This is a genomic window from Oceanisphaera sp. IT1-181, assembly GCF_033807535.1.
GTDB lineage: Bacteria > Pseudomonadota > Gammaproteobacteria > Enterobacterales > Aeromonadaceae > Oceanimonas.
This window is the reverse complement of record NZ_CP136856.1, coordinates 3,340,716-3,355,871: the sequence shown is the minus strand read 5'-3', so window position 1 is coordinate 3,355,871 and position 15,156 is coordinate 3,340,716. Positions and strand designations below refer to the sequence as shown.

Sequence of the window (15,156 nt, the reverse complement as noted above, 5' to 3'; positions counted from 1 at the left end):
TTTAATCACTCGCGTCTTGTCTCGCCAAGCTCGCTGCCAGGCTTTCAATCTCGCTGGTGCGCTCATGGTCGAGCTTAGGCTTGCGGCCATTTAGACTCGACCATGCGGGGTAGGCGCGGGCGGTGATTAACGGCTCAGCCAGTTCGCCTTTGCGCCATTGCTGCTCTAATGGCGTGTCCATTTGAATGCGATCTTGTGCGGCGTGGCCCCGTAGCTCTAGGGCATTAAGTAAGCGCTGTTGGCGAATGGCCAAGAGGCGCAGTGTGGCGTCATTCACCGTGAGCTCGCGCTCGCCGCGCCATTTGCCTTTAATGCGCTCGCCGTAGTTACGAAAGGTTTGGGTAAAGCCACCGATGGCGGCGCCCAGTACGGTGGCGGCACCTAGGCTTAGCCCGCCGGTAAACAGGTCTATGCCGGCACCGGTGGCGGCACCGGCTGCCATGCCGCCGCCGACTTTTACGCCGAGCTGCTTCATGGTGGCGGGGTTAAATAAATCCTCGCCCCAGCGGCCTTCTTCTAGCGGTAAATCTTGGGCCTCGGCATCGTCTTTACGAAACGCATACAGCTTTAATAACGCTTCTACGCATTGTTGCTCACGCTGGCGAACATCTTTATGTAGCTGTTGAATGGCTTCTTCTAATAAGTCTGGGTGCACGCTGCGCCGTGCGGCAGCTACGTCTACTAATAGTTCGGCAATCAGGCGTTGGCTGGCTTTGCGGCGCACTTTTACTTGGGCTTGGTTATGGTCAATTAAGCGCTGTAAACGTGGGCGTTGGCTATCCAGCACCAAGCTTAAATTTTCATAAAGCCGTTGCTCGCCATCGGCAGGCGGGGCCACGCTGTCGAAACGTACTACGGCGTGTAGGCCAAGGCGGGCCAGTACTTCGCGCCATGCGGCTTCGCGTTGCTCAGGCGCGTTTACAAAATTTAAGACCGGCAATAAGGGTTTACCGCACATGGCTAAAATCGCCAGTTCATCTCGATATTTAGCCAGTACTGGCTCGCGGGCATCAATTACATAAAAGCCGGCATCGGATTTTAAGAGCTGACGTAACACTTTGGCTTCTTGCTCAAAGCGCTGGCGGGCTTCGCTGGTATTTAAAAAGCGCTCCACTTGTTCTGGGCCATCTAGGCGTTGCTCCAATTGGGGCAGTTGCTCAATATATTCATAGAGCGCAATCGCATCTTCAAAGCCTGGCGTGTCGTAAAGTTCAATTAGCGCCTCGCCATCGACCGACAAGCGTGCGCCTTCTACGTGCTGGGTGGTGCTGGGGCGATGGGAGATAGCGCCAAAGCCTACGTCCCGAGTTAGGGTGCGCAGTAATGAGGTTTTGCCCACATTGGTGTGGCCAACTACCGCCAGTGTTAAGGGTGCTGTTTGCTTGGTCATTCGCTTGCTCCCGCCTTTGGCTCTAACTCTTGATCCCGCTCTTGCTCTAGTTTTTGTTCTAGCCAAGCCCAAGGGGCGGTGCGGCTATGTTCAATCTTTAATGCATCCAACTGTTGTTGCCAGTTTTCTAGCCGCTCAGCAGGCGCGTCAATGTCCAGTAGCCAAACCCGAGTTGCTGACGCCGTGCGTGATAGCTCGGCAATTAAATGTAAGGTGCCTCTATCTGCCGAGCGCTGCGGATTACAGGTGATCAGCAGCCGTGCCGGCGGGTGAGCGCTCAGTTGCTCAAGCAGTTGGCGGCGCTGCTCGCGGGTATCTATCACTCCAGCATCTAATAGATGTTGAGGATGATCTGATTTTAAATGTTCAGGCGGCCAGCTAATACTGTCATCCAGTTCAATGGCAACTAACACGGCGTCGTGCCCCGCTAATTGTGAGCCTGCCGTGGTGCTGGGCAGCGCTGAGGGTGCCGCATCTACTACGCCTAAGCGCTCGCTGCTGGGTTGCACGCGCTCATGTAACGGCTGCCACACTTCATCATCCGCATTGAATGCTAAGCGCTTAACGCCACGGCGCCAGCGCCATTCGCACAATAAGCTAAAGGCGAGGCGCGGCAGCACGCCGTAAATTAACAGCATGCCCAGTAACCAGCTGGCCCACATTTGTCTTGCTTGTTCACTGGCTAAAGCGTGCAGGCCGCTTTGTTGAATAAGTTCACTGTTAGGTAGCGCAAAACCGAGCCAAGCCGCGGGCTGGCCCAATAGATTAACCAGCATCACAAAGGAGTCGCTGGCCACTATGGTTGACTCCCACACAAAGCCATATCTGCGGGTGGCCAACAGCGCAATTAAGCTGAATAGGGCGCTGCTTAAGGTGATCAGCCACCAGCCGTGCAACAAGCGGCCTAAGCCCCAGCGTAATAGATTATGGCGTTGTAATAATACTAATAATGCCGGGGCTAACTGGGCCGCCTTGGCATCGCGCGCCAGTTTATTACTGAGCCACAGCCAAGCGTGGCTAAGCGGTGAGCTGCTTTGTTTAGCAAAAATTAGGCTGATACACCAAGCCAATAAGCTGAGTAGGTTTAAGCCGATTAAACCGGACAAAGCCCAAAAGATATTAATCGCCTCTGGGTTACCGCTGAGCGCGGTTTTCGCTAACACTACACCCGATAAAATAGCGCTGAAAATCAGCAGCCATAAAGCCAGCTTGGCACCTTGCAGCCAGTGCTGCAGTGCCGCAACTAGGCCATCGCGCTTAGCTAAAAATAAGCCGCGCACCTGCAAGCGTTGGCTAAGTGAACCTTCAGTGGCTCGGGCTTTGCGACAAGCCTCGCTGTCTTCCAACTGGCCGGTGTGCTCTTCGCGCAGTCGTACGGTCTCGCAGAGCCAGAGTGTTTGTAAGTTTGAATTTTGATCAGTCACAAGCATTCCAAAGAATTGCGGTAATAATCCTATTGTGCCTGAGAATAGAGCGTGAATAACGCTATGGCGCGCAAATTCTTAAAGACTCAAGGTTCAGGGTGCTCGGCCGCTTGCGTGAGCGGCAAACTGTTGAATGCATGTGATGAAGTGCCTATGCTCTTTGCCTTTGCTCAATACCATGACACACCGATATTTTTGCTGGTTGTTTAATGGATTTCATCAGGACGCTTAAGCGCCTATATAGGGATAATTATGAAAGCAGTTAAAAGCGTGACCAAACTCGGATTAGTTTTTGGTTTGGCGGCGGTGCTGACCGCGTGCGGTGGCGCGCCTTCAGATGCAGAAGTGCGCAAGGCGCTGGAAGAGCAGATCCAAAGCGATATGGATCAAGTTACCGGTGGCCTAAAAGGGGTCGGCCTTGATGGCGCTATGGATGGCATGATGCCAAAAATTGACAATATTACGCCTCAAGGCTGTGAAGAGGCAGCCAACGATATTTACAACTGTACCGTTGAAGCCACTATTACCGTGATGGGTATGCAACAAACCAATATGCAAGAATTTAGCTTTAAGAAAAACAAAGCAGGCGAGTGGAAAGTAGTGCGCTAAGCCGCACTAGTGTACCAACAAAAAGGCCGAGCTATTGCTCGGCCTTTTGCTATAACTCGTTACTTGTTAACGACTTAGCGCATGGTCACGAATTCCTCAGCGCCCGTAGGATGTATCGCTACACAGGCGTCGAAGTCTTCTTTGGTGGCGCCCATTTTCACGGCGACCGCGAAGCCTTGCAGGATTTCGTCCATACCAAAACCGATGCCGTGCACGCCTACTACTTTTTCGTTATCGCCCACACAGACCAACTTCATCTTACAAGGCTGGCGGTGCGCAGTAACGGCGGTGTACATGGAGGTAAAGGTAGAGGTGTAAACCTTCACTTGGTCGTCGCCATATTGCTTTTTAGCTTCTGGCTCAGTTAAACCCAGCGTGCCAATGGGCGGGTGACTAAATACCACGGTTGGGATCAAGCTGTAGTCCATTTTGGCCTTGGTTTGGCCATTGAATAAACGCTCAGACAATAAACGACCCGCCTTAACGGCTACCGGCGTCAGCTCTACATAACCGATGTTATCGCCCACCGCGTACACGCCTTTGGCGCTGGTGTTTTGATATTCATCGACCTTGATGTAGCCACGCTCATCGGTTTCTACGCCAGCGGCGGCTAAGTTCAGCTGAGCAGTCAGCGGGCGACGGCCAATGGCCCAGATCAGGCAATCAACGGTGATGCGTTCGCCGTTTTCTAAGTGCAGCGTTAAGCTGCCATCGCTATTCTTTTCAACGCTTTTAGGTGTCGATTGCGTGTGCAGTTTCGGACCTTCGGTGGCCATGGCTTCGACCAAGGTCTCAACCAAAATGGGGTCGAACTCGCGCAGCGGTGCGTGTTTGCGCACTAATAAATGAGTTTCTGAACCCAGCGCATTCATTACACCGGCCAGCTCTACCGCAATATAACCGGCGCCCACTACCGCAACGCGCTTTGGCTGTTCGGTTAGCGCAAAGAAACCGTCCGAGTTAATGCCGTGCTCGGCACCCGGGATCTGTGGGATAACCGGCTCGCCACCGGTGGCGATAGTAATGTGATCGGCAGTGTATTCTTCACCGTTGACGACCACTGTGTTGGCATCTTTAAAGCTGGCGAAGCCTTTGATCACGGTGATCTTGTTATTGCCTAATACGCGGTCGTAAGAGTCATGAATACGGCCAATATAGGCTTGGCGGCTTTCAACCAGCTTGGTCCAGCTGTGGCCTTTAAGATCGATTTCAAAGCCATAATCCTTGGCATATAACTTAATGGCATCGGCGACTTGGGCGCCATACCACATGACTTTTTTCGGTACGCAACCCACGTTTACGCAAGTGCCGCCTAAGTCTTTGGCTTCAATTAAGGCTACTTTTTTACCGTGCATGGCGGCGCGGTTTGCTGAGGCGATGCCGCCGCTACCGCCACCGATGGCGATGTAATCAAAATGCTGTGCCATGTATATGCTCCTAACAGAGAAGATAAGAAAACCTGAGGCAAGAATGAGAACCAGCCTAAGCCATCACCGATTGTACACTAAGACTTGCCTAATAATATGCTCACTATCTGAGCGTTATCGGCGAAATTTAGCCTTTATGGCCAGTAAAAGCTTGAACATTGGTCTCAGCATCACCATCTTAGAGGTATTCCTCGATTGCTTTTAAGCAAGTCGATGGCCAAAACACCAAGAGGTACCCAAATGACTAATCCGCTACTGACCATGGATGGCTTACCGCCGTTCAGCCAGATCAAGCCAGAGCACATCAAGCCCGCGCTAGAGCACGCTATTGTCGACTGCAAAAAGCGCGTAGAAACTGTGTTAGCGCATGATGAAAATTTCACTTGGGATAACCTAGTCGCGCCATTAGAAGAAGTGGGCGATCGCTTGTCGCGCATTTGGTCACCGGCCAGTCATTTAAACAGCGTGTTAAACAGTGATGAACTGCGCGTTGCCTATGAAGAGTGCTTGCCCTTGTTATCGGAATACAGCACCTGGATGGGCCAACACCAAGGCTTGTTTGAGGCGTACCAAAGCCTTGCCAAACGCGATAACTTTAAAAAATTAAGCTTGGCCCAGCAAAAAGAAGTGAATAACACGCTGCGTGACTTTCGCTTATCGGGCATTGCCTTAGAGTCGGCACAAAAGCAGCGCTTTGGTGAGATAAAATCTCGCTTGTCTGACTTAGGCTCGCGTTTTTCTAACCAAGTGTTAGACGCCACTCAAGCGTGGACCAAACAGATTACCGATGCCGCTCAGTTGGCCGGTTTGCCCGAGTCGGCTCAAGCCGCTGCCAAGGCACAAGCCGAAGCCCGTGAGCTGGATGGCTGGCTGTTTACGCTGGATATTCCGTCTTATCTGCCGGTGATGATGTATGCAGACGATGCCAGTTTGCGTGAAGAGCTATATCGCGCTTACAGTACCCGTGCCTCAGACCAAGGCCCAAATGCGGGTGAGTTTGATAACACCCAAGTGATTGAAGAAACGCTGGCGCTGAAGCACGAATTAGCCGAGCTGCTGGGTTTTGAAAACTACGCGCAATTATCGCTGTCCACCAAAATGGCCGAGAGCGAGCAACAGGTGTTGGACTTTTTAGACCAACTGGCCGCGCGTTCTTACCCGCAAGGTCAGGCGGATTTAGCGGAGCTAACCGAGTTTGCCCGCGAGCATCACGGCATAGATAAGCTGAATGCTTGGGACGTGACTTATTACGGCGAAAAACTTAAACAACATAAATACACCATTTCTGATGAAGAGCTGCGTCCGTACTTCCCGGCCAACAAGGTTATTCATGGCCTGTTTGAAACCGTAAAACGTTTATTTGGCGTGAAAGTCACCGAGCGCTTTGGCGTAGAAGTGTGGCACCCGGATGTACGCTTCTTCGATATTTGCGGCGAAGATGGCGAACTGCGCGGCAGTTTCTACTTAGACTTATATGCCCGCGCCAATAAGCGGGGCGGCGCTTGGATGGACGACTGCATGGGTCGCCGTTATCGTGAAGATGGCAGCCTGCAAAAGCCGGTGGCCTACCTGACTTGTAACTTTAACGGCCCAGTGGGCGATAAGCCGGCGCTGTTTACCCATGGCGAAGTAGAAACCCTGTTCCACGAGTTTGGTCATGGTATTCACCATATGTTGACCAAAGTCGAAGTGGCGGGCGTGGCCGGTATTAATGGCGTGCCGTGGGATGCCGTTGAGTTGCCGAGCCAGTTCTTAGAAAACTGGTGCTGGCAGCCAGAGGCCTTGGCCTTTATCTCCGGCCATTATGAAACCGGTGAGCCGCTGCCGGCAGACTTGCTAGAGCGTATGTTGGCGGGCCGTAACTACCATTCGGCGCTCATGATGTTGCGCCAGTTAGAGTTCGCCTTGTTCGACTTTAAGCTGCACATGAGTGCAGACGGTGCCAAGCCCGGCCAAGTGCAGGCGATTTTGGACGAAGTGCGCAAGTCCGTGGCCGTGTTGCCGCCGCCAAGCTTTAACCGTTTTCAGCATGGCTTTGCCCATATTTTTGCTGGTGGTTACGCGGCAGGTTATTACAGCTATAAGTGGGCCGAAGTATTGTCCAGCGATGCTTTCTCGCGCTTTGAAGAAGAAGGCATCTTCTGCGCTAAAACGGGCCGTGATTTCTTGCACGCCATTTTAGAGCAGGGCGGATCTAAAGAGCCGATGGAGTTGTTTAAGCAGTTCCGCGGCCGCGAGCCAAAAATTGATGCCTTATTGCGTCACTCTGGCATAACGGCTTAACAGGCCGATTTGATTTTACATATTAATATGTAACACAGCTTACGGCTGGCCCAGTGCCAGCCGTTTTTAATGGTAAGGCTAATGACAGCACCTTTGATCCCACTGCAGATTGTTTTAGAAGATGACGCTTTAAGCGCCGAGGCCGAGCGGCTCACTGAGGCGCTGGCGGGCGTCAGCGCTATCGCCCCCTTTGCCTTGGTGTTAACCCAAGGCCGCCTTGAGCTGCAAAAGCTCGATGAGCCAAAATTAGGCGGCGTATTTGTGGACTTAGCCGAAGGTGCAGCGGCCCATAGGCGCAAATTTGGTGGTGGTCGCGGGCAATCGATTGCCAAAGCGGTGGGCTTAAAAAAAGCCCATAATCCGACGGTGGTGGATGGCACGGCAGGCTTAGGCCGAGATGCTTTTGTGTTGGCCTCTCTGGGTTGCAAAGTATGGTTGTGTGAACGCCATCCGGTGGTGCACGCGCTTTTGGCCGATGGTTTGCGCCGCGCCGCCCTTGATGCCGAAATTGGTGACTGGGTGAGTGAGCGCATGCAGCTATTACCGCTCGGCATCAGTTTGGCAGATATTAGTGAACTGACCGGTGAAGACATAGATGTGGTCTATTTAGATCCTATGTTTCCGCACAAGAAAAAAGCCGCCTTGGTGAAAAAAGAAATGCGCGTGTTTCACTCACTGGTGGGGCCAGACTTAGACGCAGATGCCTTGCTGCCACAAGCTTTGCAGCTGGCGCGCGCCCGAGTCGTGGTAAAGCGGCCCAGCTATGCGGGCTTCTTAAATGAAGTGCCGCCCTCGGCACAAATAGAAACCAAAAATAATCGTTTCGATTTATATGTGAAGCAGGCGCTGTAAGTCGTGAAGGGTGAGGCGAAAGGCGTGAGGTGAAACCTAGGGACAAGGCTGCGGCCGAGTCTGACAGAAGGTTCACACAATTTTCTTGCTAGGGGTTAACAGGCGTTTTTAAGCTGCTAGTATAAATGTGTGCAAAATAAGTCATGTAACGAGTCAACGATCAGAGTTTAAGGCTTACAGTTTAAGTAAAGGTAGAGCAGCAAACGACATCAAGTTATTCACTACTATTCAATACGGAGTGTAAAAATGAGAGAACGTTACGCAAGCGGACTGGACGATAACACTGCCAAGAAAATGATCGAACTACTCAATGCTAACTTGGCCAACGTTATCGACTTAACTTTGTCCGGTAAGCAGTGTCATTGGAACTTACAAGGTGCGGGCTTTATTGGCGTGCATCAACTGCTAGATGAAACCACAGCACGTATTCTCGAAGTCTCGGATAGCATTGCCGAACGAGTGGTGATTTTAGGAGGGGAGCCCAACGGCCTAGTGGCTCGCGTTGCTAAAGACACGGTACTAAAACCTTATCCCACCGGTATTACCGCAGTGGATGAACATGTTAGGGCGCTCACCGATCGCTATAAAAAAGTAGCCGAAACTCTGCGCGAGGCAATTAATACCGCCGGCGATGCGGGTGACGAAGACACAGCAGACTTGTTTACCGAAGCCAGCCGCATTATCGACAAAGACGCCTGGTTTATTGGCGCGAACGCACCCCGCAAAAAGTAACGCGCTAATTTGATTAAGAACCTAACCATTGCCGAAGCCTAGCTTCGGCATTTTTGTTTTAACTTTTCCTGATTACGTATGAACCTCAGCCATTATGCCTAATGTTTCGGTTTTTTTTCTCACTGCCCGGTTGGCTCCAAGGCCAAGGGTCTGGCACTTGTAGCAGCCCGTCTCTTTAATAAAGAGGACTTCGGCTGGCCAGCTCCGCTGGCTGTTTGTGAGGTTTAGAAATAAAACCAAAACCGCGCCGAAGTCCTCTTCGCCGAAGAGACGGGCACCTACAAGGGATGAGACGGGAAGACCCCTGTAACCTATTGAATTAATTAGTGCTGAGTTCTCTAAACATGGCTGAGCTTTGTGGGAAATCAGGTAACTTTTAGTTTCCCGCTTCCAGCTGTCACTATTCTTTAATTTAGATCATGCTAATATTTGATTGTTGACACTGGATTGCAGAGACGGAGAGGGAACATCATGACACAAGCAGTTAAACCCCAAGCTCTTAAACCCTATGCACTTAAGCCTAAGGTGAAAGCATTTCTAGAAAAAGACAGCGAGACCTTTAGCTATGTGGTGTACGACCAAGCCGGCGGCCACGGGGTGATTATCGATTCTGTATTAAATTTTGATTATGCTGCAGGCTGCACCAGCACTGAGCTGGCCCAACAGCAGCTGGATTTTGTGCGCGAACAAAAGCTTACTATCGATTGGGTGTTAGAAACCCATGCTCATGCAGATCACTTGTCGGCCGCGCCTTTCTTGCGCGATCAGCTTAATGCCAAAATTGGCATTGGCGATCAAATTACTCAAGTACAAAGCATTTTTCGCGAGGTATTTGCCTTAGAGCCAGAATTTAACGCCGATGGCAGCCAGTTTGATGGCTTGTTTGCGGATGAGCAGCAGTTTAGCGTCGGTCAGTTACAGATACGGGTGCTACACAGCCCAGGCCATACACCTGCAGATTTAGCTTATTTAGTAAATGAACAGGCGCTGTTTGTGGGTGATACCTTGTTTATGCCAGACGTGGGCACGGCGCGCTGTGACTTTCCCGGTGGTAGCAGCCAGCAGTTGTATCAGTCGATAAAACGCTTACTCGCCTTGCCCGCCGAGACTGAGATTTACGTGTGTCACGATTACCCAAAAGATGATCGCCAGCATGAATACCGCACTACCGTTGCCAAGCAAAAAGCCGAGAACATTCATGTGCACGACGGCATAGATGAGCAAAGCTTTGTGGCCATGCGTGATAAACGCGATGCCACCTTAGGCATGCCACGACTGATCTTGCCCGCCATTCAGGTGAACATTCGCGCCGGCGAAATGCCGCCCAAGGATGAGCAAGGTAATACCTTTTTGAAAATACCTATTAATAAGCTGTAACAGCAGCGCCGAGCGCTAAGCGCCCGGCGCCCAGCTAAAAATCACACACTGCCCTATGCCGTCTTGCCGGTACTGAATCAAGTTCAGCATGACGGCCTCGGTATCTCGCACTTAGGCACTAACATCAAAAGCGAGATCCTGATGTGCATCAGGAAGACGGCCAAACATCAAATGCTGCCCTATGCCGTCTTACCGAGCTCGCCTCGGTATCTCGCACTTAGGCACTAACAGCAAAAACGAGATCCTTATGTGCATCAGGAAGACGGCCAAACACCAAATGCTGCCCTATGCCGTCTTACCGAGCTCGCCTCGGTATCTCGCACTTAGGCACTAATAGCAAAAGCGAGATCCTGATGTGCATCAGGAAGACGGCCAAATAATAAATACCGCCCTATGCCGTCTTACCGAGCTCGCCTCGGTATCTCGTACTTAGGTACTAACAGTAAAACGAGATCCTGATGTGCATCAGGAAGACGGCCAAACATCAAATACTGCCCTATGCCGTCTTACCGATACCGGGTCTAGCCCGGCATGACGGCCTCGGTATCTCGTACTTAGGTACTAATAGCAAAACGAGATCCTGATGTGCATCAGGAAGACGGCCAAATAATAAATACCGCGGCTTGGTCGTGGCTTTAGCGCAGCATCTCGGTAATGGTGCTGGCTTGGCCGCGAATGCGCTCTACTACTTGGCCGGCCCGCTCTGAAACTTGGGCCGACTGGAGTTTCAGTTCGTCCATTAAACCCATAAAGCGATTCAGCTCAGCAGCTTGGCTGTCTGCGTGGCCGGCACCCTGTTCGGCCACGACCGTGGTCGCCTGCGAGGTAGTGCGTACCTGCTCGGTGACCGCCAGCACGGTTTGCGCCTGTTCGTGCTGAGTTTGTGCAGCGTGCATCATGTTGCTAATGGTGTGGTTAAGTTCATCGCTAGACAGACGCAATCGCTCCATAATATTGCTGATTTCACTCAATGAACCTTGGGTGCTGCCCGATAATTTTCGCACCTCATCAGCCACCACCGCAAAACCACGACCGTGGGCGCCGGCTCGCGCCGCCTCAATAGCCGCATTGAGTGCCAATAGATTAGTTTGCTCGGCAATTTGCTGGATCACGCCAATAATGGCCGCCGCATCATCCACTGAGGTGGTTAAACTGCGCAGTGCGCGCTGGCCGGTATCTGCCGCCTGCTGACTTTCTTTGGCGGTGTGCACGAGCTGCTCTACCTTTTCTTTACTCACGCCCATGGCTTGCAGGTTATCCCGAGCCGTAAGGGCTATATCGTCGGTGGCTTGGCGCATCTGCTGTGCCAAGCTATTAAGCTCGTCCACCATGCGTATACTGCCGCTCATGGTGTGATCGGTGGTTTGGGTATGCTGTTGAATATCCAGCACCTCTTCTACCATGTGCTCTAATGCCGCCGACACATGGCGCAGTTGCTCGGCTCTTGCCTGTTGCTGGTGTTGCAGTTGGTTGATCAAGCCATTAAAGCTATTGGCAATTTGGCCCAGCTCACTGTTGGGGTGGGTAACGGCGAGCGGGGTAAGCTGGCCGGTGTGCAGCAAGCGGGCAAAAGCCTCGCTGAGCTGATGCAGTCGTTTCACGACTAATTGGCGCTGAAAACCATAGCTGAGCAAGGCAAATAGCAGCAGCGTAATACACAGGCCAAACAACAAGAACGTTAATTGTTGATAGTGGGCTAAGCGCAGGGTTTCTTGCTGGGCGACCAGCCCATCTAACGCCTGCTCAATGTGGCTCAAACTGGTGTTAAGCGCACTGGCGGCTTGGCTTTGCAGGGCAAGATTATTGCCGGTGTTCTCCAACTCTTTGGGGTAGCGGCGCAGTAGACTCAATAATTCTCGCTTGGGATCTGCCCCTGCCTCTACCGGCTTAGGTTTGCGTAGTGCAAATTCGTCGACGTCGGCTGCAAGATAAATATTACGCAGGGGTAGAGCATCAAGCTTGGCGGCCAGCTCATTAAGTTCGTTGAGCTGAAAGTCGAGCGCCGCTTTAAGGGGTTCGCTGTGGCTATTTATATAGCCTTGGCGTAAATGAATCAGCTTGGGCAGGGCTGCCAACATGGCGCTGGCATGACTACGATATTGCTCGCTTAACCGCTGGTCTTGGTTGATAGCAGACAGGTTTGTGTAAGCAAGGTCTGCATGCTCAAGATCCGCATAGCGCAGCAAAGCCCGTAAGTGATCGGCGAGCTCTTGCTCGGCGTGCTGTAATAGCTGTTGGCTGTTCGCGGATAACTTACCCGCTGCTCTAAAATCCAGACTAATTTGTTGCTCAAGATGGGCCACCGCGTCTTGTGCCGCTTGTGCATTAGGATAGGTAGCCAACACTGCATTGAGCGTGCTGAGTTGTTGCTCAGCGGTGGTCAACAGGCTGTTATCACCGCTCGTTAAATAGGCGGTAATAGTGCGGTATAAATCAAGGTTAGCCACACGGCGCAGCTGTTCTACTTCGGCTCTCGCCTGCTCACCTTGGCGCAGCCGTTGATCGGCTAAATACAGGCTGGCGGCCAAAATAAGCGCCAGCGCTATCAGTAATAGTGAAGACAACCAAGAAAACAAAGACACTTTCATCAGCCAGACCCTAATATGTTTCTTATGTTGGCAGGGTAAGGCAAACAGGTGACAGTTTTATGATGCTCGCGTTAAGAGCACAGCTGGAAGAGACGATATACAATACCCAGCTATGCTGGCCGCCGAACAAGTTGGCGGGCTACAAGAACGTAAATCTTGTTCAGACGGCGTAGTCGGTAATAGATGCGCGGCTCGATTCTTGGCATTTCTCCTCACGCCTTACCCCTCACTATTCACGATCTTGTCATCGTTGCTAACAACGCTTTTTGTAACTGCTGGGCAGGTAATGGCTCGGGATCGATGAGCTCAAGTCGGCCCTCATTTTGGGCGGCAATGCGATATACAGTGAGTTGGTCATCCACCATATTAAAAGCGCGCCAGCCGTCTGCGGTGGGCAGTACCGCTTTAAGACGTGCCACCTTAAGTGAGCGGCAAAAGGCTTCCACTGCCTGCAAATCAAAACACACTTCATCTAAAAAGCGCCATCCCACAGAGTAATGATCTTGGCCCAGATTACTGTAACGCCGCCAAGGCTGGGCGCGGCTTAGTCGCGGTTCTGACTTGGCGATTAAAGGCCGGGCACTGTTATTGGCATGGGCGGCGGGCGAGGCTGCCTTGCGCCCTGTGTGGTGGATTGCTTGCAACCAATTAACATCTAACTGGCCTTGGCTAACGGTGACGCATGCTTGTGCTGCTTGATCGGCAAATAAGCCTTTGCTGATCGCGGCTTGTAAGTTGGCCACCAGCTCGGGCGAGCTAAGGTCGGCTTTGTTCAGTACTAATACATCTGCCAGTGCCAACTGATCTTGGTAAGTTTCGTGGGCCTGATAACGCGCTTGTGCCCATTGGCGCGGATCTACCACGCAAAATGTAGCGCCCAGCTGCAATACGTCTTGATAATGCTCATTGGTGAGGGTTTTTAAAATCTGGCTAGGGTGACCTAAACCGCTGGGTTCGATAAATAAGCGGTCTGGCTTGGCTTTATGCAGCAGCGCATTTAAGCCAATTTGAAACGGCAAACCGGACACACAACATAAACAACCACCGGGAACTTCTTTGATCATGGCGCCTTGTTCGGTGAGTAAGGCGCCATCTATGCCAACTTCACCAAACTCGTTCACCAAAATAGCCCAACGCTCATGCTCTGGCTTATTCGCTAATAAATGGCGCAGCAGCGTGGTTTTGCCCGTGCCCAAAAAGCCCATTACAAGGTGGGTGATAACAGGAGTGCTCATAATAATGCCCGTGAGGAGTTTTTGTTATCTTATAACAGATAAGAGAGGTATTTAAAGCAAGGGCGGGGTATTTAAAATAATACGGCATGATTAAAGCTGAATGCCAGCCGTAAAGCCGAGCGTTTACTCGAGTCGGTGCGGTGTGAATGGTGAGGCGTGTAGGCTTTGCGCCTCACACCTCACTTTTTACGATTCACAGTATTGGTTAAGGCTGTATCAGCACTCTTCCTTTCACTTTACCAGTTAACAGGTCGTGAGCGACCGCTACGCTTTGCTCCAGCGTGTAGGTATCGGCTTCCTGTTCAAAGTCTTTGGGCAGGCTGTCTTGCAGTCGTTGCCATGCCAGAATACGGGTCTCTTTTGGTACATAAACTGAGTCGATACCCAGCAATTGTATGCCGCGTAAGATAAAGGGCATTACGGTAGTGTTTAGGTTAACGCCACCGGCTAAACCACAGGCGGCCACGGCGCCGTGCATCTTAGTTTGGCTTAAAATTCTGGCCAAAGTACGTCCGCCTACTGCATCTATGGCGCCGGCCCAACGCTGCGACTCTAATGGTGCTGGCTCTTTATCCAGCGTGGTGCGATCTATTATCTCGCAAGCACCTAAGCTGCGTAGCCACTCGCTGTTTTGCATACGGCCCGTTTCGGCGTGTACTTCAAAGCCAGCCTTGGTCAGCAGGCGAACGGCAATGGAGCCTAAACCGCCGCTGGCGCCAGTGACTAATACCGGCCCTTGAGCAGGAGTTACGCCGGCTTTTTCCAGTGCCATCAGTGCCAACATGGCGGTAAAGCCCGCCGAGCCGATGGCCATGGCTCTTTTTGTGGTCATTAGGCCTGGCAAAGGCACTAGCCAATCGCCATTTACGCGAGCTTTTTCTGCAAGACCGCCCCAGTATTGTTCGCCAACGCCCCAACCGGTGAGAATAACTTCATCGCCAATGTGGTGGTTCGGATGCTCAGAGGCCAAGACGGTGCCGGCAAAGTCGATCCCGGGCACCAGCGGCCATTGGCGAACAATTTTCCCTTTGCCGGTAATGGCCAAGGCATCTTTGTAGTTGAGAGTCGAGTAATCGACCTTAACGAGCACATTACCTTGAGTGAGCTGTTCTTGCTTAAGACGCTGCACGCGAGCTGTGGTGTCTTTACCTGATTGTTCTAGAAGCAGTGCATTAAACATGGTCTTCTCCTAATGCGATTCCCTGATGTTCAGTGTAAGGAGAAGGCTGCTAATTGCTA

At 51.8% G+C, this 15,156-nt stretch carries 11 protein-coding genes; 5 read left to right on the top strand and 6 right to left on the bottom strand.

The features are described 5' to 3' along the window. Position 1: 1 nt before the first annotated feature. Positions 2-1,390, bottom strand: coding sequence for a DUF3482 domain-containing protein (locus R0134_RS14935; RefSeq protein WP_319782739.1), 1,389 nt, complete (start codon positions 1,388-1,390; stop codon positions 2-4). Continuing rightward, on the bottom strand, positions 1,387-2,814 hold the full coding sequence (locus R0134_RS14930) for a DUF2868 domain-containing protein (protein WP_319782738.1): 1,428 nt from the start codon (positions 2,812-2,814) through the stop codon (positions 1,387-1,389). The genes R0134_RS14935 and R0134_RS14930 overlap by 4 nt, the downstream gene beginning before the upstream one ends. A gap of 252 nt (positions 2,815-3,066) precedes the next feature. On the opposite strand from R0134_RS14930, the gene R0134_RS14925 reads away from it, so the two are divergent. Continuing rightward, entirely contained in the window at positions 3,067-3,423 is a 357-nt protein-coding gene (locus R0134_RS14925; RefSeq protein ID WP_319782737.1) for a hypothetical protein, read from the top strand. 74 nt (positions 3,424-3,497) lie between these two features. Here the strand turns inward: R0134_RS14925 and gorA are convergent, their stop codons facing one another. Continuing rightward, positions 3,498-4,850 (bottom strand): glutathione-disulfide reductase, encoded by a 1,353-nt coding sequence (gorA, locus tag R0134_RS14920; protein ID WP_319782736.1) that lies wholly within the window; start codon positions 4,848-4,850, stop codon positions 3,498-3,500. Between the two features lie 240 nt (positions 4,851-5,090). On the opposite strand from gorA, the gene prlC reads away from it, so the two are divergent. The 4 genes from prlC to R0134_RS14900 all read left to right on the top strand — a co-directional run bounded on the left by prlC (position 5,091) and on the right by R0134_RS14900 (position 10,094). Next, positions 5,091-7,133: an oligopeptidase A gene (gene prlC / locus R0134_RS14915; protein ID WP_319782735.1), complete on the top strand. Its 2,043-nt coding sequence runs from the start codon at positions 5,091-5,093 to the stop codon at positions 7,131-7,133. Between the two features lie 81 nt (positions 7,134-7,214). Continuing rightward, entirely contained in the window at positions 7,215-7,985 is a 771-nt protein-coding gene (locus tag R0134_RS14910) for a class I SAM-dependent methyltransferase (protein WP_319782734.1), read from the top strand. Positions 7,986-8,231: 246 nt separating this feature from the next. After that, a complete protein-coding gene (gene dps / locus R0134_RS14905; protein ID WP_319782733.1) occupies positions 8,232-8,717 on the top strand; it encodes a DNA starvation/stationary phase protection protein Dps in 486 nt (161 codons plus the stop codon). Positions 8,718-9,188: 471 nt separating this feature from the next. Next, on the top strand, positions 9,189-10,094 hold the full coding sequence (locus tag R0134_RS14900; protein WP_319782732.1) for an MBL fold metallo-hydrolase: 906 nt from the start codon (positions 9,189-9,191) through the stop codon (positions 10,092-10,094). A 635-nt stretch (positions 10,095-10,729) separates the two neighbouring features. Here R0134_RS14900 and R0134_RS14895 read toward each other — a convergent pair. From R0134_RS14895 to R0134_RS14885, 3 genes are all read right to left on the bottom strand, one after another. Then, positions 10,730-12,682, bottom strand: coding sequence for a methyl-accepting chemotaxis protein (locus R0134_RS14895; RefSeq protein WP_319782731.1), 1,953 nt, complete (start codon positions 12,680-12,682; stop codon positions 10,730-10,732). A gap of 233 nt (positions 12,683-12,915) precedes the next feature. Then, a complete protein-coding gene (locus tag R0134_RS14890) occupies positions 12,916-13,917 on the bottom strand; it encodes a GTP-binding protein (RefSeq protein WP_319782730.1) in 1,002 nt (333 codons plus the stop codon). A gap of 205 nt (positions 13,918-14,122) precedes the next feature. Then, on the bottom strand, positions 14,123-15,097 hold the full coding sequence (locus R0134_RS14885) for an MDR family oxidoreductase (RefSeq protein ID WP_319782729.1): 975 nt from the start codon (positions 15,095-15,097) through the stop codon (positions 14,123-14,125). Between the last annotated feature and the right edge of the window lie 59 nt (positions 15,098-15,156).

What these genes read in the sequence shown, in the direction of transcription:
- R0134_RS14935 (WP_319782739.1), bottom strand. Translation starts at nt 1,390, where the DNA reads ATGACCAAGCAAACAGCACCCTTAACACTGGCGGTAGTTGGCCACACC.
- R0134_RS14925 (WP_319782737.1), top strand. Translation starts at nt 3,067, where the DNA reads ATGAAAGCAGTTAAAAGCGTGACCAAACTCGGATTAGTTTTTGGTTTG.
- gorA (WP_319782736.1), bottom strand. Translation starts at nt 4,850, where the DNA reads ATGGCACAGCATTTTGATTACATCGCCATCGGTGGCGGTAGCGGCGGC.
- prlC (WP_319782735.1), top strand. Translation starts at nt 5,091, where the DNA reads ATGACTAATCCGCTACTGACCATGGATGGCTTACCGCCGTTCAGCCAG.
- R0134_RS14910 (WP_319782734.1), top strand. Translation starts at nt 7,215, where the DNA reads ATGACAGCACCTTTGATCCCACTGCAGATTGTTTTAGAAGATGACGCT.
- dps (WP_319782733.1), top strand. Translation starts at nt 8,232, where the DNA reads ATGAGAGAACGTTACGCAAGCGGACTGGACGATAACACTGCCAAGAAA.
- R0134_RS14900 (WP_319782732.1), top strand. Translation starts at nt 9,189, where the DNA reads ATGACACAAGCAGTTAAACCCCAAGCTCTTAAACCCTATGCACTTAAG.
- R0134_RS14895 (WP_319782731.1), bottom strand. Translation starts at nt 12,682, where the DNA reads ATGAAAGTGTCTTTGTTTTCTTGGTTGTCTTCACTATTACTGATAGCG.
- R0134_RS14890 (WP_319782730.1), bottom strand. Translation starts at nt 13,917, where the DNA reads ATGAGCACTCCTGTTATCACCCACCTTGTAATGGGCTTTTTGGGCACG.
- R0134_RS14885 (WP_319782729.1), bottom strand. Translation starts at nt 15,097, where the DNA reads ATGTTTAATGCACTGCTTCTAGAACAATCAGGTAAAGACACCACAGCT.